Source organism: Nostoc sp. DedQUE07 (genome assembly GCF_034530975.2).
Lineage (GTDB): Bacteria > Cyanobacteriota > Cyanobacteriia > Cyanobacteriales > Nostocaceae > Nostoc.
On sequence record NZ_JAVRCC020000008.1, the window covers coordinates 176,673 to 198,864 of the forward strand.

Consider the following 22,192-nt stretch of genomic DNA (forward strand, 5'->3'; position numbering starts at 1 on the left):
AGTTACTTTTGCTAGCGTAGTGATATAGAATTTATCGCTCCCCAGTAAGCGCGTGGAAGCAAAAGGATTAATATGGCTCATTTAAATCAGCGTCGTCCCCAAAATGTCAACGGCGATTTTTATGTAGATAGTACCTGTATTGATTGTGATACCTGTCGCTGGATGGCTCCTGAAGTATTTTATGATGTTGACGATCAATCGGCTGTTTATCATCAACCAACGAATGAGGCGGAAAGATTAGCAGCGCTTGAAGCTCTTTTGGCTTGTCCTACTAGTTCTATTGGCACAGTTGAGAAACCAAAAGATATCAAAGTTGCTCAAGAAAAGTTTCCGCTACTAATATCGGAAAATGTTTACCACTGCGGCTACCATTCTGAAAAATCTTACGGTGCTGCTAGCTATTTAATTCAACTTCCAGAAGGTAATATTTTGGTGGATTCTCCCCGGTTTACGCCGCCTTTAGTCAAGCGTTTAGAAGAATTGGGGCCAATTCGCTATATGTATTTAACTCATAAGGATGATGTGGCAGATCATCAAAAATTTGCCGAGCATTTTCAGTGCGATCGCATCCTCCATGCTGATGATATTACTGCGGATACTCGCAATGTAGAAATACAGCTAACTGGTTTTGAACCATTTACCTTGACACCAGATTTATTAATTATCCCAGTTCCGGGTCACACCAAAGGACAAACCGTACTACTCTACAAAAATAAGTTTCTGTTCACAGGCGATCATCTCGCTTGGTCAGAAAGCTTGCACCAACTGGCTGCATTCCGCGATTTCTGCTGGTATTCTTGGTCAGAACAGATTAAATCAATGCGTAACTTGGCTAATTACTCTTTTGAGTGGGTGCTACCAGGTCATGGACGAAGGTTTCATGCTGATAAGGAAACCATACGCCAGCAGATGCACAAGTGTATTGAGTGGATGGAATCTGTGAATTGACGTTAAAGAACTGACTTTTTACCTCATGTAGAAAAACCTAACCCCCTAACCCCCAACTCGTCGCGGGAAGGGGGAAATTTCAAAGTCTCTCTCCTTTTAGGAGAGAGATTTAGAGAGAGGTCAGCCTCTATTGCATACAAACCAGCGATCGCTATAACCTGAGTTTTAGCACTCTTTTAACCAAACACGGATTATGAAAAAGCTGATCAACAAGCCAGAAGACTTTGTGCGCGAAAGTCTAGAAGGTATGGCGGCGGCTCATTCTGATTTAATTAAACTGAACTACGATCCCGCTTTTGTCTATCGAGCCAATGCACCTATTCCGGGTAAAGTAGCAATTATTTCAGGTGGTGGCAGTGGACATGAACCAATGCACGCTGGCTTCGTGGGCAAAGGAATGCTTGATGCAGCTTGTCCTGGTGAGGTTTTCACTTCACCAACTCCAGACCAAATGCTAGAAGCAGCAAAGCTTGTAGATGGAGGCTCTGGTATTATTTATATCGTCAAAAATTACAGTGGCGATGTGATGAACTTTGAAATGGCAACGGAGTTAGCCCGTAGTGAGGGCATTCGATCGCTAAATATTTTGATTGATGACGATGTAGCAGTGAAAGATAGTCTCTATACCCAAGGACGGCGAGGTGTAGGAACAACAATCCTGGCAGAAAAAATTTGTGGTGCGGCGGCTGAGGCAGGGTATGATTTGCCACAAATAGCAAATTTGTGTCGCCGAGTAAATTTGAATGGGCGGAGTATGGGAATTGCTCTAACATCTTGTATAGTCCCCGCTAATGGAACGCCGACATTTGAATTGAGCGATCGCGAAATTGAATTAGGTATCGGTATTCACGGTGAGCCAGGAACAGAACGTACAGCCATCAAATCAGTAGATGAGATTACCGAAATTTTAACGCGATCGCTCATTGAGGATGCAGCATACACCCGCACGCTCCGCGAATGGGACGAAGATAAAGAAGAATGGGTAGATGTAGAGCTAACAAGTCTACCATTTGCCAAAGGCGATCGCTTATTAGCTTTCGTCAATAGTATGGGTGGAACCCCAATTTCCGAACTGTATATTGTTTACCGCAAACTCGCCCAAATCTGCGAACTGCAAGGATTGCAAATTGTGCGAAACTTGATAGGCCCTTACATTACATCTCTAGAAATGCAAGGTTGCTCCATTACCCTGCTGAAATTAGATGATGAAATGATCGGGCTATGGGATGCACCAGTAAAAACGCCAAGTTGGCGTTGGGGAATTTAACTAATTACGAATTATGTTGACTCAAGCGCAGATATTGCAATGGTTGCAGGCTTATGCAACGGAGATAGAGCAGAATAAAGCCTATTTGACAGAATTAGATGCTGCGATCGGAGATGCTGACCACGGGATCAATATGGATCGCGGCTTCAAAAAAGTAAGCGCTCAGTTACCAACTCTTACAGACAAGGATATCAGCAGCATTCTCAAAGCCGTGAGTATGACCTTAATTTCTTCTATTGGCGGTGCTAGTGGCCCTCTTTATGGCACTTGGTTTTTAAGAGCCAGTACAGCAGTAGTTGGTAAGCAAGAATTAACAGAACAAGATGTTTTAGGAATACTGCAAGCAGGCTTAGATGGGGTGCTGCAACGTGGTAAAGCGCAACTAGGAGACAAAACAATGGTGGATGTGCTGTCTCCGGCTGTAGCCGCTTTTGGGCAAGCTGTAGAAGAAAGTAAGGGAACGCTGGAAGCTATGCAACAGGCTGTAGTGGCAGCCCAAAAAGGGTTACAAGAAACCATACCGATGCAGGCGAAAAAGGGACGGGCTAGCTACCTGGGCGAACGAAGTATCGGACATCAAGATCCAGGAGGGACTTCTGCTTATTTGATGTTGAAAACTTTGTTAGGGGTATTGGAAACCTAAACATTACAACTTATCTAATTATCTGATTCACAACAGATGCACTCTGAATACGCCATTTACCTCGTTGTCGAATCAAATCATACCGAACCCGCAAATTCTCGTTAGAAGAGTTTTTAAACTGACCATTTTCATATAACTGCGTCGCTTCCTTCACCGTAGCTACCACTGTGGCACGATCTGCAAATAAATCAATTTTCTCTACAGATTCCACCTTTACACTATGCTCGTACTTGCGGTAGCGGTTGTCTGACCTAGCCTGTTGAGCAATTACCCGCCATTGAGACAAAGCTGAACCAGTTAAAATCTGCTCTAAGTTATCAATCTCATGATTCGGCCCTAAAGCTTCGGCTTTAGTAGATAGCCAAGTGCGAATAATTTCCTCTGCTGCTGCATCTGTTAAAGAGCCATCTAGTCCTTGTGGTGGACTATTTGGATCGGGAATAGATATTGGTGGTTGATTTATTTGTACAAACAACTGTGAAACAGGTACAGATCGTGTAGGAAAAAACACATTTTTTAACCATCCAAAAGTTGTTGTGGCTAACACCCAGAAAACTAAAATACTCACTAAAGAAATAAACACTCTCCATACCAGCCGTGTTTTTCCTTCAATGGTGTTAGCAAAAGTTCGCCGCCGCCGAGGACGACGAGAATGGGGGCGATTGTCCGGTAAACGCTCTCGGATAGGAGATGGAGCAGGTTTTCTCCGCCGACGCTTTTGGTTATGAGCAGGTGTAGCACTTTTAACTGAACCGTTCAAATGCTCCTTTGTACCTCTGCTCGTTCGTTCAGCAGCAGGAACCTCTGATTTTACGTTTCCAGATGAATTCCACATCGGTGGTGAGAAGTTTGAATATTCTGGTGTGTCTGGCAAATCTAGGTCAGGTGTTCTGTTGTGGTTAAATTGCTTTGGAGTCCTAGTTGAATTTTTAGGGAAAGGCAAATTATTTGTCTGTGGCTGGGGAAAATTTTGGGGGTTAATTACAGCCCACTCATTAGTTGTTTCTGCATCAGTTGGCAGTGCTTCTAAATAAGCTTGTACCTGTTGGTTAGCAAAGTAATCTTTTAGAAACGCTTGCTGGTTTGCTAAATCTCGAAAATGGGGAAATACTTCGTGTTGTAACCATTGTTCTGCATATAGACACAGCCCTGGTAACAAATCGGGAGAGTCTTGAGATTTTTCTCTAATAAAAGCTAAAGCTTCGTACTCCTGACTAAGTTCTAAAACCCGAGTTGCTTCTTCAGTTTGTCCCAAAAGTAAAGCACATAACGACTGTTCTAAATGTACATCTTGGCGCTTGCCCAGACGCATGAGCATTTGCCTTGCTTGACGAATTAAAGCAGGTTGCCGTTGAGCAAATCCCCGCGCTATTAAGGCATAAACAGCTAAGTAAGTGGCAACAGCAGAAGGACGTTTGCTTTGGGCTTCAAATAACTTGTGCTGTTCGGCGACTGTTAAGTGGTTGCGTAACTGCTGAATAAACCGCAGAAAGTCATCTATGTTTAAACCAGAATCATCATTATTCGTGCCATCAATTCCGCCACGATCTTCTAAAAGATTTTGTAATAATTCCAAACCTTGGCTTCGTTCGGCAGTCTTTTCTTGAGGTAGTGCCAACAACTCCAAAATTCGATATGGTCGCAATTTATAAAGATCCGCCTGAATTTCCGCCTGGACGCTGGCGAACAACCCTTCACGTACTAACAGTTCTTGACCAGTTTCTAGGGATATAGCGGCATTTTCATAGTGACCTTGTTGCCACTGTTCGCGACCTAATTCTAGACAAGCAAGGGCAACAGTCAGAACAACATCTGGGTGTTCAGCACTTTCGTGTATTTCTTCGTCTGCTAAATTATTACCCTTTCTTGGACTTGTAGCACCATTTTTATTTACCAGGTACGGACGACCTAGTTTTAGTACAAGTTCGTATTCCCCTAACTCTTGCAAAATTAATAAAGCGCCCACTAATTCGTCTTGAGTAATTTCGATACCCAGACTCTGGGTATTGCTACCCCTTTTGGTGCTTTCTGGAGAATTTTCCAGTGCTACTGCGGCAGCAGCAAGGTTATCAGGATCGTAGGCGTGGGCAAGATACAGATGATCGTAGGTACTGCGTTGTTTTGGATCTGATAAAACCACGTAAGCTTCTTCTATGAGTTGTTTACGAGAAGAAATTGCTGCCTGAGAATACTCACGTCGCGGCAATTGTACAATGCGATCGCTGTATGCCTGTCGCAATTGTTCATCACTTGCCGCTAACGGTAGTCCTAAAATTCGGTAGTAATCTAGCGGAATTCGCACAGCCTACTTCCCCTGCACCGCGATCAACATAATTTACCTAGAGCGTTCCAGGCCGTAAAACCGTGCCATAAAAATGCCGTATAGAATTTACTCTACAAGTGTATATTGCAACAACTTGTTTTGTACCTTCCCGAAATTTTGAGTCACATTTTAGTACTAATTTTTTGCTTTCGCCTAGAAAGCCTCAATTGTTTGTTTTAATTCTTAGTATTTTTGTTTAACACAACTATTATCAGCCTTCGATACCACAAACCACAACTACCGCTTTTAATCACGGCATAATTGTTGTGGCTGGAAGAATCTATTGATGATTGATTTTTTTGGTACTTTCCTACTAGGCAGTAACAAAAATACCACTATTGAGGGTTTTACCCTGATAACAGGAGACAAAAATCATATCATAATTTACCCTTCATTACAATTACCTATTTGGGTATTATAGATTTTTGCCTGCTTTTTTTAAAATTGTTAATGGATATGCAGAAAGCAGTCTATCTTGATTGCTAGTCTGTGAAGGGGAATAGAGAGAGACAACCTAAAGTGGCAGATATTGCCCTTAGAGTCAAATCCTCACGGGGCATGAGCTGAAAAGTTAAAAATCAAAAATTAAAAATTCAGCTATTCCCTAAGACCCTTTTTTGGTGCATAAATAAAGTTTGATTGTTGAGTCTTACAAACGCTAGCCTGTTAAAAGCCGAGGTGTTATCAGACCAACTTATTTAAGACCGTAACTTTAAGTTGTACAACAGGGATACTCAAAAATAATGGTTCAAGAGCGTACTTTACCCACTTTTAATCCTGCTACTACGCATATTACAAAAGAAGAAGGGTTACGGTTGTATGAGGACATGGTATTAGGGCGCTTGTTTGAAGACAAGTGCGCTGAAATGTACTACAGAGGCAAAATGTTTGGTTTTGTCCATTTGTACAACGGTCAAGAAGCCGTTTGCAGCGGTGTTGTGCAGTCGATGCGACCGGGTGAAGATTACGTTTGCAGTACTTACCGCGACCACGTTCATGCTCTGAGTGCGGGAGTACCAGCAAGAGAGGTAATGGCAGAATTATTTGGCAAAGCCACAGGTTGCAGCAAAGGGCGCGGTGGTTCCATGCACATGTTTTCTGCGGAACATCGCTTGTTGGGTGGCTATGCTTTTGTGGCTGAGGGAATTCCTGTAGCAGCTGGAGCAGCTTTTCAAAGCAAATACCGCCGCGAAGTGTTGGGAGATAAAAATGCTGACCAAGTGACAGCTTGCTTTTTTGGCGACGGTGCAGCTAACAACGGTCAGTTTTTCGAGACGCTAAATATGGCAGCCTTATGGAAACTGCCAATTCTGTTTGTAGTCGAAAATAATAAGTGGGCCATTGGGATGTCTCACGAACGAGCCACTTCCCAGCCAGAGATTTATAAAAAAGCCAGCGTGTTTAACATGGTGGGCGTGGAAGTAGATGGCATGGATGTACTAGCAGTTCGAGCCGTGGCTCAAGAAGCTGTAGCCCGTGCCCGTGCAGGTGAAGGCCCAACATTAATTGAGGCGCTTACTTACCGCTTCCGGGGTCACTCCTTGGCAGACCCAGATGAAATGCGGAGCAAAGCGGAGAAAGAATTTTGGTTCGCCCGCGACCCAATTAAGAAGTTGGCAGCTTATTTGGTTGAGCAAAATCTCGCAGATGAGGGAGAAATCAAAGCCATTGACCGTAAAATTCAAGATGTTATCGACGAAGCCGTTAAATTCGCCGAAAGCAGCCCTGAACCAGACCCCAGCGAGTTATATCGTTTCGTGTTTGCAGAAGACGAATAACAAATTTAGGAGTTAGGAGTTAAAAGTTAGGAGTTATGAATTTTTAACTCCTAACTCACAACTCCTAACTTCTAACTATCCATATACCCAGGAATAAAATTTGTGTTTAGCATTGCAGTTCAACAGCAACAGTACAAGACTTATATTCTTTCTGACGAAGGCGCTGGTTCTCAGTTGGAAGTCGTACCAGAACGCGGCGGTATCATCACCCGTTGGCGCATTCAAGGGCAAGAAGTTTTCTACCTAGATACTGAACGCTTTACTCATCCTGAGTTGAGTGTCAGAGGTGGGAATCCAATTTTGTTTCCTATTTGTGGTAATTTACCAGATAATACTTACATTTACAACGGTCAAAAATATACTCTCAAGCAACACGGTTTCGCTCGTGAATTGCCGTGGAAAGTAACAGAACAAGAAACTGGAGATAAAGCTAGTCTCACTGTCGTTCTTGATAGCAACGAGCAAACTAACGCTGTGTATCCTTTTGATTTTCAGCTGGCTTTCACCTACGAACTTCAAGGTAATACCCTTGAAGTCCGCCAACAATATAAAAACTTGTCATCTAGACCAATGCCCTTTTCGGCTGGTTTCCATCCCTACTTTCTGTGTGGTGATAAAACTCAGTTAGAGGTGGAAATTCCTTCTAAGCAGTATCAAGATAATCAAACTAAAGAAATTCACTCTTTTGACGGCAATTTTGACTTTAGCCGTGATGAAATTGATTTTGCCTTTGGACAGCTAACAAGTCAATCGGCCACTGCAATAGACCGCAGCCGGAAGTTAAAACTCACTTTGGATTATGATAATTTCTCTACCTACCTAGTATTTTGGACAGTCAAAGGCAAAGAATTCTACTGTTTAGAACCTTGGAGTGCCACCCGTAACTCTCTCAATACTGGCGATAACCTGACTGTGTTAGCACCAGGAGCTAGCCACACAGCATCTGTAAGGTTTACTGCCAATTTTTTCTAAACCCCTTTACAAATCTACAGATGTGTATGCTATGATGGCAAAGTTGCGAAATGCAGCGAAAGGGTCGCTAACTCAACGGTAGAGTACTCGGCTTTTAACCGATTAGTTCCGGGTTCGAATCCCGGGCGACCCATATAAAAGTTTATTAAATGATGTAAAGAAGCGATCGCTCCTCTTTGTAATTGCACAAACAAGCATTTGGGATAATGGGCTACCATAGCTACTAATTATAGGGTAGCTAAATGTACAGCAGTACAGAGCAACTATAGGGCATAGTACAGCAGTAGAGAACAAGTATAGAACATATTTCTAATAACTATGGCGTAAACTTTTTCAACATAGATACACCACACTAGTTATAATTTCCTATAAGTAAGTTGAAAAAACTCTTAAGATTTAGCGTAATAATTGCGCTTCTCTCAGACCGACTAGCTGACAACCACATTAGGAGGACTATCTATGGCGCTTGTACCACTGCGGCTGCTGTTGGATCACGCAGCTGAAAACGGTTACGGCATCCCAGCTTTCAACGTTAACAATTTGGAGCAGATTCAGGCGATCCTGAAAGCTGCTGTCGAGACAGATAGCCCCGTAATTTTACAAGCTTCTCGCGGCGCTCGTAATTATGCAGGAGAAAACTTTCTACGCCACCTGATTTTGGCAGCGGTAGAAACCTATCCTCACATTCCCATTGTCATGCACCAAGATCATGGTAATGCGCCTGCTACCTGCTACTCAGCAATTAAGAACAACTTCACCAGCGTGATGATGGATGGTTCTTTAGAAGCTGATGCTAAAACTCCCGCTAGCTTTGAATACAACGTCAGTGTCACCCGCGAAGTTGTAAACGTAGCTCATGCTTTGGGTGTCAGTGTTGAAGGTGAACTCGGTTGTTTGGGTTCTCTAGAAACTGGTGCTGGTGAAGCTGAAGATGGTCACGGTTTTGAAGGTACACTCGACCACTCTCAACTACTAACCGATCCCGATGAAGCTGTTGACTTCGTAGAAGCAACCCAAGTAGATGCTTTGGCTGTTGCCATTGGCACAAGCCACGGTGCTTACAAGTTTACTCGCAAGCCGACTGGCGAAATTTTGGCTATCAGCCGTATTGAAGAAATTCACCGCCGTTTGCCTAACACCCACTTGGTAATGCACGGTTCTTCTTCTGTGCCTGAAGATTTGCTTGCACTGATTAACCAATATGGTGGTGCAATTCCTGAAACCTACGGTGTACCTGTAGAAGAAATCCAAAAAGGCATCAAGAGTGGTGTACGTAAAGTAAACATCGACACCGACAACCGTTTGGCTATTACTGCTGCTGTACGTGAAGCTTTGGCTAAAAAGCCAGAGGAGTTTGATCCCCGTCACTTCCTCAAGCCTTCCATTACATACATGCAAAAGGTTTGTGCTGAACGCTATCAGCAATTTGGCACAGCTGGCAATGCAAGCAAGATTAAGCAAATTTCTTTGGAAGATTTTGCTGCTAAGTATGCTAAAGGTGAACTTAACGTTGTTACCAAATCAGCTGCTAAAGTTTAATTTTGACAGCAAATAAATATGGGCATAGTTTTTCTATGCTGCTAAAAAACTGAGGATTTTAATGTTGTCAGAAACCGGGTGTTTACCCGGTTTTTTGTTTTATTCATAAGGATTGGGCATTGGGCATTGGTCGATAATCAATGGTTCTTCTTCCCCTGCTTCCCCTGCCTTTTCCCCAATCCTTAGAATACCCGATGTTGTAAGGAAGGCATTTGACGGCGGACTTGTTCTAGCCTAGTGGGCTTGATTTCTGCGATCGCAATTCCCGGTTTTTCTCCAGCATCGGCTAAAATTACACCCCAAGGGTCGATAATGACCGCGTGACCGTGGGTTAGACGACGGGCGTAGTTATTCCCCGTTTGGGCGGGAGCAATGACGTAGGCGGTATTTTCGATGGCTCTGGCTTGTAGTAGTACTTGCCAGTGGTCTTTACCTGTAAAGGCGGTAAAGGCGGCGGGAATAAAGATAATATCGGCTCCCTTATCTGCCAGATGACGATACAGTTCTGGGAATCGGACATCATAACAAATGGAAAGCCCTAAATTACCGAGTTTTTCTGAAAAATGGACGGGTGGTAGTTGCGTACCAGCCACAACCGTGCTGGATTCGCGATAGGTGTTGCCGTCGGGGACATCAACATCAAATAGGTGTACTTTGTAGTAGCGCGCAAGCTCTTGACCGCTAGGGTCGATGAGTAGAGTAGTGTTATAAACTTTGCCTGTATTGTCTACCGGAAGTGGAAAGCTGCCGCCCAAGATGGTAATTTGAAAGCGTTGAGCCATTTTTTTGAGAAATTTTTCACTTTCAAGAGCGATCGCATCACCTTGTGCGAGTTTATCTTTTTCTTCTCCCATATAGGAAAAGTTTTCTGGCAAACCCACCAATTCAGCACCTTGACGCACGGCAAGCTCTATTAATTCTTCTGCCTGTGCCAAATTTTTCTGTAAATCGGGCACACTGGTCAATTGAATAGCGGCGGCTAAATAAGACTTCATAGATTCAACAACGAATAGTTGATTTATGGAAAAGAGATTATCAAAATATATCGCTACTTCAAGATTTGTGGAACTTAATTAGAAATGCGTCAGCCAAGATTTTCTTTAACACACTGGTTTTATTGCCGATCTTAATCTTCCTCTGGGTTCTAGCAAACTGAGCAAGATAAAGATTAGATTGCGATCAAACCTTGATAAAAACTGTCTACTGTGGATATTTCTATTCTCATTCAAACATTTATCGCTGTGTTTGTCTTGGCGGATGCTGTGGGCAATATACCGATTGTTTTAGTTTTGACTAAAGGCATGATGCCAGACCAAAGAAACAAAGTTATAGATAAAGCAATTATCATTGCGATCGCTGTTCTTTTGCTATTTGCCTTTGCAGGGCAAATAATTTTAAATTACTTGGAAATCAGTATCGGCTCTTTGCGAATAGCAGGAGGAATATTATTGCTGTTAATTGCTTTGCAAATGCTGCGGGGAGAATTAGATAGTCCAATTATTGAAGAAGGACGCGATGTCGCAATTACTCCACTAGCTTTACCACTGTTAGCGGGGCCGGGGACTTTAACAACGGTGATGTTGCTGATGTCGAAATCACAGAGTCCGCATATTGCTGTGGCGGTGGGTATCTTAGGGGCAATGTTTAGCACTTGGTTGATTTTGCGTTTAGCAAATCTGATTGACCAGTGGATTGGTGCAGAAGGTGGAGTGATTGTGACTCAGCTTTTAGGTTTTCTATTAGCGGCGTTAGCGGTGGAAATTGGTAGTACGGGAATTAGGGAGTTGTTTTTGAGGTAGAAAACTCCTAAAATAACGTGAGTTCGATGAACCTCTCCCGGACAACCTCCCTCTACGGAGAAAGGGAGGAGCAACGAGAAATTAGGGTTTTAACTTCCCTCTCCGTGTCCAAGAGGGTTGGGGGAGAGGTCAAAAAAGGGCTTGTCGAACTCGCGTTAAAATATTCTGAAACTGTATACAAATGTAAACAAGTTTGAGAAACGAGAAATTCGCGGCTCTCAAACTTGTTTATGAAAATTAACTTAAAGTTAGAACAAAATGGATAACTCAAGAGGATTTTATTACCGATTGAGTTTCAAAGATGCTTTTCGAGAGTGGAAGCTAATGTAGTTTTAGGCACAGCGCCGACCACCATATCCACTTTTTGCCCACCCTTAAAAATCATTAATGTGGGAATACTGCGGATGCCGTATTGACTAGCAACTTGAGGATTTTCATCTGTGTTGACTTTTACGACCTTTATTTGACCTTTGTACTGTTCGGAGATTTCATCGACAACAGGAGCTACCATACGGCATGGTCCGCACCAGGGTGCCCAAAAGTCAACTAAAACTGGTACATCGCTGTCGAGTACTTCTTGCTTGAAACTAGAATCGGTAACTTGTGCGGCTGTTGACATGCCTAAAACCTTCGCCAATAATATCTGAACTTGGTGAAAATTCTACCATAGCAAAAACCTCAGCTTGGGAGTGCAAGGATGTACATTTGCAAAGAAGCTCTCTTATTTTATTTACAAACATAAGGAACCGCCCGAACAGTAGTCCGGGCGGAGTGTGGTGTGAGGAGTGAACGGAAACATGCGTCTCCGCTATCTCTATTGTAAGCGACATATCGGATTTTTCCAGCAATTGTTTAGGGGCTGGAAAAATTATTGAAGAATTTGGGAGTGGGGAGTAGAGAGCAGGGGAGGCAGGGGAGGCAGGGGAAGAAGAATTAATAACCCATGCCCTATGCCCTATGCCTATGCCCCAATTCTATTTCCCCATACCTAATTGTTGAGCTTTTTGGTAAACTTTACCCTCGGTTAATAAAGAAGGTGCAATCACAACTTCCACTTGTTGCATTTCTTTAATATTTTTGGCTCCTAAAGTTCCCATGCTGGTTTTTAAGGCTCCTAAAAGATTGTGAGTGCCATCATCTAGCCCTGCTGGGCCAATGAGTATTTGCTCTAGGCTACCAGTGGTGGCAACGCGAATGCGGGTGCCACGGGGCAAAACTGGGCTAGGAGTCGCCATACCCCAATGATAACCTCTTCCAGGGGCTTCTGCGGCTCTGGCAAAGGGGGAGCCAATCATCACACCATCAGCGCCACAGGCGATACATTTGCAAATGTCGCCACCGGTGATTAAACCGCCATCAGCAATAATGGGGATATAGTTGCCAGTTTCGTTATAGTAATCATCTCGTGCTGCGGCACAATCTGCGATCGCAGTTGCCTGTGGCACACCAACACCCAATACCCCACGAGAAGTACAAGCCGCACCAGGCCCAATTCCCACCAGTACCCCAGCCGCCCCAGCTTTCAACAAATTCAACGTGACTTCGTAAGTCACGCAATTCCCCAACACCACGGGGATGGGCATGGAACGACAAAATTCTGCTAAATCGAGTGGTACTAAAGACTCTGGTGATAGATGTGCAGTAGAAACTACCGTAGCCTGGACAAAAAATAAATCTGCCCCAGCTTTTGCCACTGCCTCACCGTATTTACTTGCACCGGCTGGAGTCGCACTCACCGCTGCAATGCCACCTTGTTGTTTAATTTCCTGAATACGTTGTTCAATTAATTCCGGCTTTATTGGTTCGGCATAGAGTTCTTGCATGAGGGCAACAAATTCATCTTTTCCCACAGAGGTAATCCGATCTAATATTGGCTCTGGGTCGGCATAGCGAGTTTGAATACCCTCTAAGTTGAGGACACCTAATGCTCCTAACTGTGACAAACGTACAGCCATACGAACATCTACTACGCCATCCATAGCACTAGCAATTATCGGGATTTCTCGCTCAATATTGCCAATACGCCACTTAGTATCTGCCAAACTGGGGTCTAGCGTTCTATTACCAGGGGCTAGAGCAATTTCATCTATTCCGTAAGCTCTGCGAGCTGTTTTTCCCCGCCCAAGTTGAATTTCCACGCTTTAACTTTACTCAAATCTGTTTAAGCTAGGGTATCAAATTGTGGGGAAATTTGGGGCGTTTTTTCCCTAACCATATAAGTGACTAGTGACGGTTGTCATTAGTCATTTGGATTTTGACCGATTAAAAATCCAAAATCAGTTTGATTTACCGTTTATTTTTAGCGGCACCCACACCAGTGTAACCAGTTGCTAACCAAATTATCGCTCTAGCTCCATCACGAACAGATTTTTCGATAGATTCAGGGGGTTTTTCGGAAGGAACTGGCACTGGTTTTAAATAAATACCCCGACTACCCAAAATAATTTCGCCAATGACACAAGCCCGACGCATGTGAAAGTCTGAAGTAATCAAATAAACGCTCTTAATGCCGCGAGCTTGCAAATCATCTACCAAAGTAGTAAAATTAGTAACTGTATCTACTGCTTCATAATCCAAGTGTAAACGTTGAGGATCGACACCAGCTTTGGTAAACACTCTTTGGGTGAATGTACGTGGACTGCCGCCTGTAATCCAAATCGGTATATTTGGATGCTCGCTAACGAATTTTGCTGTAAATTTTTCTCGCTCTAAATGTCTCGTTGAACCACCTAACACTACGACTGCTTGCGGCTGCACAAATTGGTTTTGTACTTCTTTGTATCCCCACCACATAAATATTGGTAGGACAAAAGCCATAAAACGAAAAGATTTATTTGTAAAGAGTAGCTTATTCAAGGCTCAATAACTTAATTTACTTGGTACACAATTTTCTCTGGCTATAAGAAAAAACAATTGATAGTAGAGTAGCAAACTTCCCAAGAATCTGCACAAATTCTGCCCAAATATAAATTTGGTTGGTTTTTGTGTAACAGCGCGATTAAGCGTGCTTGGAGTTTTTCCTCTAATTGATGGATTATCCTAACCGATATCGGACGATTCATCAAAGGGTTTTTAACCACTTTATATAGTAGTTTTCAATTGCACGGAATACAGGAGCCAGTAGCATGGGCGCATATCCCGACTTGTAAGAACTGGCGTACTACTTTTATGGGTACAGCAATGCTCTTACCATATTAATTGCTGTATATATGAATTGTCTAAAGATAACGGGACTGGTGCGACTTGAACGCACGACCTGACGCTTAGGAGGCGTCCGCTCTATCCAACTGAGCTACAACCCCAACTGCGAAGCATATATAATTATAGCATTAGATAGCAGTAGTTTTAGGTAGACTGCCAAAAATTATCCCAAGAGCCACCGCCTACTTCTAAACCACAAAGAAAACTTTTTGCTTTTAAAATTACTTTAGATTTTCTGCCATTTAGTTCTCGTAACTCTAAGTTTAGTTTTCCTTGCATAGTATCCCGGCAACAGTATCTTAAACCTTCTGCTGTCGGCGCACGTAGAGGTGTACCAGATAAATCTGTGGTTCCTGTTAACTCAATTTCATAATTAGTGTTGCTAGCTTTCATTTGCCATCTACCCCAAGGCTGAATTTCCCACTCAACTTGGGAATTCCAGGGAACAAATTCATAAAACTTGCCTTGATAGTGCAGTCCAATCATCGCTACAGATTCCATCCACCACAGCACACCTCGCCGTCCACCACCAGCAGTTAATGCTAAGTCGGGTTCGCCCTCGAAGCAATTACAGTTTATCCAAAACCATTTCTGAGGAAAAGCACCACCCCAATTTTTCTCGCCGTAGGCTGGGGCGTTAGTGAATTCGTAGATTTTGCCATTCCAGTCAATCTTTCCACTGGCTAAACCGTGAGCCATCAAAATTTGCCATCCAGGTTCAAAAATCTGCAAAAATGACAGCCAGCCGGCGGTTGATTGCTGAATGCCATTTTGATTGCCCCAACCGTATACTGGTTGAATTTCATACTGCCAACGACAATAATTATTGGTGGCGCGATCGCGAATGATTCCCTGATTTAAGGTGGCTGTGGCTTGATAGCCTTCTTGGACATGATACTCAAACTCTGCTGGGAGTAAGTATAGGGGAGAAACTTGCAAATTATTTTTACCCCAATGACCTAAACCCAAAACATCCCGACTACCCCAAAATTTGTTGACATCAGGAAAAGTACGGCAGAGATACTCATCATCCGGGCCGAGGATTTGGGCTGCACCGCCACTGTGAGGTTTACCGCCGATGGGATCTTCAATGGAGTACATAAAGGCGAATGTTTGCCCAATTTCCGGTAACGTGACGCGGTAATACCAACCTTCAAAGAAGCGACGGCTACTGCCATCCCAGTGATAACCAGAATGGGGCGTTTGGGTTGATTGGAGAGGATTTTTGGGAATAGTTAACATAGATTTATCTAACTGCCGATTTTTTCAGTATGCGCGATCGCTTTGATATCAATGATGCTTATGAAATTCTTGGGCTAAAACCCGGTGCATCTCAAGCACAGGTGAAGCGAACTTACCGTAAACTGGTGAAAATTTGGCATCCCGATCGCTTTGTCGAGCAAAGACAAAAACAGGAAGCTGAAGAAAAAATCAAATCAATCAACGCAGCTTACAACAGGCTCAAATCCGAAATTCCATCTGAGCCTCCTATTGCTGAAAATCCATCTTCATCTTCGCCTAAAAATCCCCCAAAAATATCTGTCAATCGTTGGGATGCAGAAACTTTCTACACTTTAGGAGTAGAAAATGCTACTCAAGGAAGATATGAAGATGCGATCGCAGATTTTACCCACGCAATTCGGCTCAATCCTCACTATATTGACGCGTATAAATATCGTGGGCTAGTTTGCTCACAACTGGGATACGAATATAGAGCTGCTTCAGATTTAAATAAAGCTGCACAAATAGAAGAAGAGTTAAGAAATCCGGGGAGTACGCAAAGATCGCGATCGCCTAGATATGTATCAAAACCTAGACCTCTAGTAGAAAGATTTTGTCAGAGGATAAAAAGTTTCCTGCGGCTAAATCGGCGTTGGAGATAAAAAGCTAATACAAATACGGAAGAGCCAAATCTTTACACTTTGGATAACCATTCAGATTGGGTTAACTCTGTCGCTTTCAGTCCTGATGGCAAAACTTTAGTTAGTGGTAGTCGAGATATGACAACCAAGCTTTGGCGCTGCGATATTTAACGACAAATTAAAAATTTAGATGATTTTAGTAAATTGCTAGATTTTTTATCAAACCATCATCTGACAGTTTAATAACATCTATCTTTGGGATACTCTTTCTCTTGATTAAGTATTAACTCTCTAAAGATTAAGTATTAACTCCCTGGAGATAGAGCCAGTTGTTTAATCGCAGAGGTTATTCTGAGATTACCAACAGTTGAGTAGCAAATAAGACTCAATCTTTATCAGCAACATATATTTTCAGTTCATTAAAATCCCTTGTTTTCACAAAGCTTTAGTTTGTCAATATCGTATCTGAGGAGTTAAATCAACGGTTATGTCTATTCCTAATGAACGCGAAATCAAAAACAGTGAAGTTAGGCAAGAATCTTACACTGATATTAATGGTAATACTCATACTGACTTGACACGAACCACTGAAACAGTTAAGAACAACACAACTAATCCCAACTCTTACACTAACGGTTACGTACATGGTCGAAATGTTGAGCGTAGCTACCAGCAAGCAGATTTAGCCCAGCGTGATGAAAACAATGCTAGTGGTGGTTTATTGTTGGGTATTATCATTACTTCCCTGCTTGGTTTGGTTATAGGTGGGGTCTGGTACTTCAACCAGCAGAATAACGCAGCGGTTAACAATATTGTGCCGGTTGCGGTTCCTGTACCGAGTAAGAGTAATCCAACTCCCAGTGCATCTCCTCAACCACAAACGAAAATAATCGAAACAACTAAGGAAGTCCCTGTACCTGTTGCTGTTCCTGTTCCTGTTCCCCAACAGCAAGTTACACCTCCGTCTGCACCTCGCCAACCGGATATTAACATTACTATTCCACCCCAGCAGCCTGCGGCAGAAAAAGCACCTTCTGTAACTCAGCCAGCCCCTAAAGCGACACAAAGTCCGGTGACGAGTCCAACTACTAATAGTCCGGCTTCGCAGAACGATAGTTCTACTAATACTGTTGCTCCTGGTACAAAAAGTGACACCTCTAAAAGTACTACACCTCAAGGAGTAGACCAGTCAAACAGTACATCTAATAGCGATTCTTCTACCGCAGGCGGTTCTGGTCAATAACGCTTTCTAACTGAACTTTCAGCCCAGTTGGTAATGTTGGTGTGAATGCCAATATTACCAACTGGGACAAATTTTAAGCAATATTTCTGAATTGTTGCGATAAATTAATGGTATTCAAGTTTAGTAAAGGTGTCTTGTAGCTAAACAAACACAATGCTAGATTAAGACCAAGGTACAAACAGGTTAAAAGTTAAACAAAAACTTTCAAGTTAGAGCCTGTGCCTCCTGCTCTAATCTTATTGCGATCGCTCTGAAGTTGTGACATCCATTGAATGTGTTTTTGCCTTAAGTTCAATGAGTTCGTTTTGGAGGTTTTAAGACGCACAGCCAGAAAATGCCTGCCTAGTTGGAATATTAAGGATGTGCAATTCTGAGTAAAGCGATCGCAAATACTGTCCACCTTATTTTAAGTTAGCCATTTCTGAATTCTCCAATCTTCAAGGAACCGCCCCAAGCTATTGAGATTTATCCATCGTAGCTTCAGGCGGTTTCTGCTTTGAGTTTTATGCATTTTTGTCATTTGTCCTTTGTCCTTTGTCATTTGTCATTTATTTAGACTAATAACCAATACTTCGACTACGCTCAGTACAAGTGACCAATGACCAATGACCAATGACTAATGACCAATTAAAGTAATTACAGTCACTTCAGGCGGACAAAATAAACGTCCTGGTTTATAAGTTCCTAAACCACGATTGACATATAGTTGATTTTCTTCCACCTTGTGAAACCCTTGCGCCCACTCCCAATATCGGACTACTTTCGAGCAGTCTCCTAATGAAAATGTTACCCAACGCCGCAATTTTTTGGGAATTTGTTTAAGTAGCTTTTTGTAATAGAGTACTAGAGGGCCAATGCCCGGAATGACGATGTGACCACCGTGGGTATGACCAGATAGTTGCAAATCTACGCGCCATTGTTGCAATATCTTGGCTGTATCTGGATTATGAGATAAAACGATGCGCGGTGTAAGCAAGTCTAGTTGATTCATCACTGGTGCGGGGTAAAATTCCTGTGACCAATAATCAGCTAGTCCTACCAATGGTAATTCTTTTCCCAATGGATAGGCGATTTCATTCCAAAGTACATGCACCCCAATGCTGGTTAACGCTTGTGTAACTTCTGCTTTGGAGTGGCTGTAATAGATATCGTGGTTCCCAAGTACAGCGTAGATACCACAGCGACTTTGCAGATGTTTGAGTCGAAGCACCAATTGATTGATTGGTGTGGGATCGTCAGTTACGTAGTCACCAGTTAATAGAATTAAATCTGGTTCAGCTTCGTTAGTAAGTGCGATCGCTTTTTCTAACATCTCTTCCGATAGTCGCAAACCATCGTAATGAAAATCTGACAACTGTACTAATGTTGTACCTTGTAAAGATGCAGGAAGTTCTGCAATCTTAACCGTTATTTTATCTACTCTTAAATGTCCTGTAAACAACCAATGCATAAGTTAACCGATACTCCTCATACCAGCGCTTACAGCTTACCAAAAATAAGAATGTAACTTGATAAAATGCAAGAATTTATGTCATCTACTTCAGATACAATTAATTCATTGATTTAAATTTTGGATTTAAATTTTGGCGATGAAAATAGCAGGTTATGCCTAAGTTTGCAGGCACTCATTAGCCAGAGTAGCTGCTGAAATTGCGTTCTTTTTTGTTAAATTTGGAATTACCTACTCACCTTGTAGCGTGATTATAGTAACTTCTGGGCGGCAAAATAAGCGTCCTGGGAGGTAAGTTCCCAAACCACGATTGACATATAGCTGATTTTTTCCTAGCCGATGCAAACCCTGCGCCCATTCCCAATGTCTGACTACAGAAACATTTTCTTCCAAAAATGGGACTCGACGCCGCACTTTTCTGGGTATTTTTTCTACAAGCTTTTCGTAAAACAACGCCGCAGGGCCAATTCCGGGAATCACGATTTGACCACCGTGAGTATGACCAGATAATTGTAAATCAACTCGCCATGTTTGTAATATCTCCGCAGTATCTGGGTTGTGTGATAAAACAATGCAGGGTGTGTCGGGGTTTAGCTGGTTCATAACTGGTGCGGGGTGGAATTCCCGCGACCAATAATCAGCCAGTCCAACGAGTGGTAATTCTTTTCCTAATGGATAGGCAATTTCGTTCCAAAGAACGTGAATTCCAATGCTAGTAAGGGCTTCTGTAACTTCTGCTTTTGCGTGTTTATATATATCGTGATTGCCAAGGATAGCATAGATACCGCTGCAACTTTGCAGATTTTTGAGTCGAAGTACCAGTTGATGAATTGGCGTCGGTTCGTCAGTTACGTAGTCACCAGTTAATAAAATTAAATCTGGTTCAGCTTCGTTAGTAAGTGCGATCGCTTTTTCTAACATCTCTTCCGACAGTCGCAAACCATCGTAGTGAAAATCTGACAACTGCACTAGCTTCTTACCTTGTAACAATGCAGGCAAACCTGCAATGTTAACCGTCAATTTCTCTATACTCAACGGCCCAGATAACAACCAATGCATAAGACGTTTAATAAACTTCAATCATAGCGCTTACAGCTTAACGAAACATTGTCAGTTCGTGTACAGCGACCAGTGCAAGTTGTTGAAAATTTTATGAAACCTGTGGATTTTAGCTTATTTATACTTATTTAAATCAGACATAAGTTTGGTGTTAATTTATGTCAGAGTATAGTGCATTTCTGTGAAAATCAGGGGGATAGTAATTCATGTTACGTATATAAATCAACTATACGGACAAAGTTTATTTATTTGGGTATACTATGTTACGTACTACTGCCTTGAAGCAAAACACCTAAAGTTGTTTATGTCATCATCATTAGAGCCACAATTCATCCAGGATTTTACCCACTTTGAGCAACACGTAGCAAAACTAATCCATAAAGCAGATTGGACAGTTGAAACTGCAAAGACCAATCAACCTGGCTACGATCTAGTAGTTAAAAAAGGAAACCTAGTTGGTGTTGTTCAGGTTAAATGGCTAAAAAGTAACGTAACAGCGCCACAGCTTTTAAAGTTTGCTGACTTTTTAGATTCTGACGAAGGCAAAAAATTTAATTTTGGTTGGTTTATAACTACAAAAGGATTTGGCGGCCCAGCATTGGCATTAATGAGAACCTGGGGTAAAGATACTAAAATTCGCTGTGGGATTGCCCATGAAAATAAGCTGGTTGGAATTGATGGTGATTACGTCATTGGTGGCAGAGGTAATCCTGACAATTCCGAAGAAACTACGTCAAAAAAAGTTTATTTTGGAGTTTTTACTTGTAAAGGCGGAGTAGGAAAAACAACTGTAGCAGGTCATTTAGCAGGAGCATTAGCCCTGCAAGGATTTAATGTAGCACTTGTGGATTTAGACCCAGAACAAAATCTGCAAAAATTAGTAGGTGATGGGGTTTTTGTTCCCAATCCTAAAGGGGTAGGTACAACTATTCAAGTTTTTGATGGAAATGATTGGGATGAAGATGCTGCCCGTGACTGTCAGATAGTAATTTGCGATTGCTCACCAGCATTAGAGCGTAATCCCCCAGAGCTAGTTAAGCGATTAGATTATTGTATTATCCCAACAACCTTCAATCCACTGGGAATAAGTAAGCACGGTAAAGTTATTCAAGATACTGTTAAAGAAATACGCGAAATCAATAATTTAGCTCATTTGTTTGTATTAGTTAACAACTTTAAAGATCCTGGTATTAAACGCTTAAGGCTTCTTAAACAAGTCTATTCTAATACTTATAAAGAAATTAGTAAAATAGATAAAAAATTTCATTGTATAGATCCAGAAGAAGTTTGCATTCGGACTAGCGACCTACTTTACTACTGGGGTATACATATACTCGAAAATCCAGAAAATCCTGCCAGTAGATTAGCTTTTGATCTAGTTGGCGGAAGATGCTACCCGCGTGAAGATTTTATCAACTTAGCAGATTACATTGAAAGAGAAGCTGGTATAGGAATTTTTAGAGCTAGTTAAGACTGTTAAGATAATTTTACACTTAGCGATCGCTAATCTTCCTATAAAATTTTTACCAATATCTGTCCCCAAATCGAGCCTAATACAGAAATTCCTCTCTAATCTGACGGTATAGAGAGGTTGAAGGGGCTTGCTTGGGGTTTAAGTCTGTATTGGACTCTACTGATAACCTTTATAATTACAAAACAGCGCCAGACTTATTACAGACTGGCGCTATTTTTTTAATTTAATTCACAGTTAAAAATAGTTAAATGAATTTGCTAAATCTTTGTCATTGATTTACCGCAATTTTTTATACAGCACTGCGGTTGGTTAATAGATTCCACAGGAAAACTGCGACGATTGCACCAAGAACTGCTACTGCAATACCTGGAATGCTGAGACTAGGAGCTGCTAGAGATAAAGTTCCCGTACTGAAAAATACACCTAAACTACCGCCAACAAAAGCACCGATGATTCCTAACAATATGGTTCCTAGAATTCCGCCACCTTGATGACCAGGGTAGATAGCTTTCGCGATCGCACCAGCAATTAGACCTAAAACAATCCAAGCAAGAATATTCATTGTTGTTAAGTTGGTAAACGTTTTTGACTTACAAGTACATATTAACGATCTTCATTTTTGACTTAATCTACC

General features: G+C 42.1%; 20 protein-coding genes and 2 tRNA genes. 12 read left to right on the plus strand and 10 right to left on the minus strand.

Going from position 1 to position 22,192, the window contains the following annotated elements; all coding sequences use genetic code 11:
• The first annotated feature begins 72 nt into the window (after positions 1–72).
• The 3 genes from RMZ95_RS09515 (at position 73) to dhaL (ending at position 2,858) form a co-directional block, all read left to right on the plus strand.
• Complete coding sequence (locus tag RMZ95_RS09515; protein ID WP_322686455.1) at positions 73–948, plus strand: MBL fold metallo-hydrolase; 876 nt, start codon at positions 73–75, stop codon at positions 946–948.
• 193 nt (positions 949–1,141) lie between these two features.
• On the plus strand, positions 1,142–2,215 hold the full coding sequence (gene dhaK, locus RMZ95_RS09520; RefSeq protein WP_322686454.1) for a dihydroxyacetone kinase subunit DhaK: 1,074 nt from the start codon (positions 1,142–1,144) through the stop codon (positions 2,213–2,215).
• A gap of 13 nt (positions 2,216–2,228) precedes the next feature.
• The gene (gene dhaL, locus RMZ95_RS09525; protein WP_322686453.1) at positions 2,229–2,858 is read left to right on the plus strand and encodes a dihydroxyacetone kinase subunit DhaL; all 630 of its coding nucleotides are present in this window, start codon (positions 2,229–2,231) and stop codon (positions 2,856–2,858) included.
• Between the two features lie 10 nt (positions 2,859–2,868).
• Here dhaL and RMZ95_RS09530 read toward each other — a convergent pair whose 3' ends face one another.
• Positions 2,869–5,160 (minus strand): IMS domain-containing protein, encoded by a 2,292-nt coding sequence (locus RMZ95_RS09530; protein ID WP_322686452.1) that lies wholly within the window; start codon positions 5,158–5,160, stop codon positions 2,869–2,871.
• A gap of 764 nt (positions 5,161–5,924) precedes the next feature.
• Here RMZ95_RS09530 and pdhA point away from each other — a divergent pair.
• The 4 genes from pdhA (at position 5,925) to fba (ending at position 9,470) form a co-directional block, all read left to right on the plus strand.
• The gene (gene pdhA, locus RMZ95_RS09535; RefSeq protein ID WP_069072716.1) at positions 5,925–6,959 is read left to right on the plus strand and encodes a pyruvate dehydrogenase (acetyl-transferring) E1 component subunit alpha; all 1,035 of its coding nucleotides are present in this window, start codon (positions 5,925–5,927) and stop codon (positions 6,957–6,959) included.
• Between the two features lie 102 nt (positions 6,960–7,061).
• Positions 7,062–7,931: an aldose epimerase gene (locus tag RMZ95_RS09540; RefSeq protein ID WP_322686451.1), complete on the plus strand. Its 870-nt coding sequence runs from the start codon at positions 7,062–7,064 to the stop codon at positions 7,929–7,931.
• A gap of 61 nt (positions 7,932–7,992) precedes the next feature.
• Positions 7,993–8,064, plus strand: a tRNA-Lys gene (locus tag RMZ95_RS09545).
• Positions 8,065–8,390: 326 nt separating this feature from the next.
• On the plus strand, positions 8,391–9,470 hold the full coding sequence (gene fba, locus RMZ95_RS09550; protein ID WP_229485451.1) for a class II fructose-bisphosphate aldolase: 1,080 nt from the start codon (positions 8,391–8,393) through the stop codon (positions 9,468–9,470).
• A 182-nt stretch (positions 9,471–9,652) separates the two neighbouring features.
• On the opposite strand, the gene RMZ95_RS09555 is transcribed toward fba, so the two are convergent.
• A complete protein-coding gene (locus RMZ95_RS09555) occupies positions 9,653–10,465 on the minus strand; it encodes a carbon-nitrogen hydrolase family protein (RefSeq protein ID WP_322670251.1) in 813 nt (270 codons plus the stop codon).
• A 210-nt stretch (positions 10,466–10,675) separates the two neighbouring features.
• Between RMZ95_RS09555 and RMZ95_RS09560 the strand changes: the two genes are divergently transcribed.
• Complete coding sequence (locus tag RMZ95_RS09560; protein WP_322670252.1) at positions 10,676–11,269, plus strand: MarC family protein; 594 nt, start codon at positions 10,676–10,678, stop codon at positions 11,267–11,269.
• A 295-nt stretch (positions 11,270–11,564) separates the two neighbouring features.
• Here RMZ95_RS09560 and trxA read toward each other — a convergent pair whose 3' ends face one another.
• From trxA to RMZ95_RS09585, 5 genes are all read right to left on the minus strand, one after another.
• On the minus strand, positions 11,565–11,888 hold the full coding sequence (gene trxA, locus RMZ95_RS09565) for a thioredoxin (protein ID WP_094348071.1): 324 nt from the start codon (positions 11,886–11,888) through the stop codon (positions 11,565–11,567).
• Positions 11,889–12,243: 355 nt separating this feature from the next.
• Positions 12,244–13,407, minus strand: coding sequence for a GuaB3 family IMP dehydrogenase-related protein (locus RMZ95_RS09570; protein ID WP_322670253.1), 1,164 nt, complete (start codon positions 13,405–13,407; stop codon positions 12,244–12,246).
• Positions 13,408–13,555: 148 nt separating this feature from the next.
• Positions 13,556–14,086, minus strand: a complete 531-nt coding sequence (locus RMZ95_RS09575) for a YdcF family protein (protein ID WP_322670254.1) — start codon at positions 14,084–14,086, stop codon at positions 13,556–13,558.
• 411 nt (positions 14,087–14,497) lie between these two features.
• Positions 14,498–14,571: transfer RNA gene (locus tag RMZ95_RS09580), tRNA-Arg, on the minus strand.
• Between the two features lie 43 nt (positions 14,572–14,614).
• Positions 14,615–15,712, minus strand: coding sequence for a tocopherol cyclase family protein (locus tag RMZ95_RS09585; protein ID WP_322670255.1), 1,098 nt, complete (start codon positions 15,710–15,712; stop codon positions 14,615–14,617).
• A 29-nt stretch (positions 15,713–15,741) separates the two neighbouring features.
• Here RMZ95_RS09585 and RMZ95_RS09590 point away from each other — a divergent pair, with 29 nt between their 5' ends.
• The 3 genes from RMZ95_RS09590 to RMZ95_RS09600 all read left to right on the plus strand — a co-directional run bounded on the left by RMZ95_RS09590 (position 15,742) and on the right by RMZ95_RS09600 (position 17,575).
• The gene (locus RMZ95_RS09590; protein WP_322686450.1) at positions 15,742–16,353 is read left to right on the plus strand and encodes a DnaJ domain-containing protein; all 612 of its coding nucleotides are present in this window, start codon (positions 15,742–15,744) and stop codon (positions 16,351–16,353) included.
• Positions 16,354–16,392: 39 nt separating this feature from the next.
• Entirely contained in the window at positions 16,393–16,503 is a 111-nt protein-coding gene (locus tag RMZ95_RS09595) for a WD40 repeat domain-containing protein (protein ID WP_322670257.1), read from the plus strand.
• Positions 16,504–16,819: 316 nt separating this feature from the next.
• Positions 16,820–17,575 (plus strand): hypothetical protein, encoded by a 756-nt coding sequence (locus RMZ95_RS09600; RefSeq protein ID WP_322686449.1) that lies wholly within the window; start codon positions 16,820–16,822, stop codon positions 17,573–17,575.
• A gap of 616 nt (positions 17,576–18,191) precedes the next feature.
• On the opposite strand, the gene RMZ95_RS09605 is transcribed toward RMZ95_RS09600, so the two are convergent.
• Both RMZ95_RS09605 and RMZ95_RS09610 read right to left on the minus strand, forming a co-directional pair.
• On the minus strand, positions 18,192–19,025 hold the full coding sequence (locus RMZ95_RS09605; protein ID WP_322686448.1) for a metallophosphoesterase: 834 nt from the start codon (positions 19,023–19,025) through the stop codon (positions 18,192–18,194).
• 231 nt (positions 19,026–19,256) lie between these two features.
• A complete protein-coding gene (locus tag RMZ95_RS09610; RefSeq protein ID WP_322670260.1) occupies positions 19,257–20,084 on the minus strand; it encodes a metallophosphoesterase in 828 nt (275 codons plus the stop codon).
• A gap of 304 nt (positions 20,085–20,388) precedes the next feature.
• On the opposite strand from RMZ95_RS09610, the gene RMZ95_RS09615 reads away from it, so the two are divergent.
• Positions 20,389–21,555 carry an AAA family ATPase gene (locus RMZ95_RS09615; protein WP_322686447.1) on the plus strand — a complete coding sequence of 389 codons (1,167 nt, stop codon included), beginning with the start codon at positions 20,389–20,391 and terminating at the stop codon, positions 21,553–21,555.
• 292 nt (positions 21,556–21,847) lie between these two features.
• On the opposite strand, the gene RMZ95_RS09620 is transcribed toward RMZ95_RS09615, so the two are convergent.
• The gene (locus tag RMZ95_RS09620) at positions 21,848–22,120 is read right to left on the minus strand and encodes a GlsB/YeaQ/YmgE family stress response membrane protein (RefSeq protein WP_185584679.1); all 273 of its coding nucleotides are present in this window, start codon (positions 22,118–22,120) and stop codon (positions 21,848–21,850) included.
• Positions 22,121–22,192: the final 72 nt, after the last annotated feature.

Bases quoted from the DNA above. Each gene is read 5' to 3' on its own strand.
- RMZ95_RS09620 (WP_185584679.1), bottom strand. From the start codon at position 22,120: ATGAATATTCTTGCTTGGATTGTTTTAGGTCTAATTGCTGGTGCGATC.
- RMZ95_RS09555 (WP_322670251.1), bottom strand. From the start codon at position 10,465: ATGAAGTCTTATTTAGCCGCCGCTATTCAATTGACCAGTGTGCCCGAT.
- fba (WP_229485451.1), top strand. From the start codon at position 8,391: ATGGCGCTTGTACCACTGCGGCTGCTGTTGGATCACGCAGCTGAAAAC.
- RMZ95_RS09615 (WP_322686447.1), top strand. From the start codon at position 20,389: ATGTCATCATCATTAGAGCCACAATTCATCCAGGATTTTACCCACTTT.
- pdhA (WP_069072716.1), top strand. From the start codon at position 5,925: ATGGTTCAAGAGCGTACTTTACCCACTTTTAATCCTGCTACTACGCAT.
- dhaK (WP_322686454.1), top strand. From the start codon at position 1,142: ATGAAAAAGCTGATCAACAAGCCAGAAGACTTTGTGCGCGAAAGTCTA.
- dhaL (WP_322686453.1), top strand. From the start codon at position 2,229: ATGTTGACTCAAGCGCAGATATTGCAATGGTTGCAGGCTTATGCAACG.
- RMZ95_RS09600 (WP_322686449.1), top strand. From the start codon at position 16,820: ATGTCTATTCCTAATGAACGCGAAATCAAAAACAGTGAAGTTAGGCAA.
- RMZ95_RS09590 (WP_322686450.1), top strand. From the start codon at position 15,742: ATGCGCGATCGCTTTGATATCAATGATGCTTATGAAATTCTTGGGCTA.
- RMZ95_RS09585 (WP_322670255.1), bottom strand. From the start codon at position 15,712: ATGTTAACTATTCCCAAAAATCCTCTCCAATCAACCCAAACGCCCCAT.
- RMZ95_RS09515 (WP_322686455.1), top strand. From the start codon at position 73: ATGGCTCATTTAAATCAGCGTCGTCCCCAAAATGTCAACGGCGATTTT.
- RMZ95_RS09605 (WP_322686448.1), bottom strand. From the start codon at position 19,025: ATGCATTGGTTGTTTACAGGACATTTAAGAGTAGATAAAATAACGGTT.
- RMZ95_RS09610 (WP_322670260.1), bottom strand. From the start codon at position 20,084: ATGCATTGGTTGTTATCTGGGCCGTTGAGTATAGAGAAATTGACGGTT.
- trxA (WP_094348071.1), bottom strand. From the start codon at position 11,888: ATGTCAACAGCCGCACAAGTTACCGATTCTAGTTTCAAGCAAGAAGTA.
- RMZ95_RS09575 (WP_322670254.1), bottom strand. From the start codon at position 14,086: ATGGCTTTTGTCCTACCAATATTTATGTGGTGGGGATACAAAGAAGTA.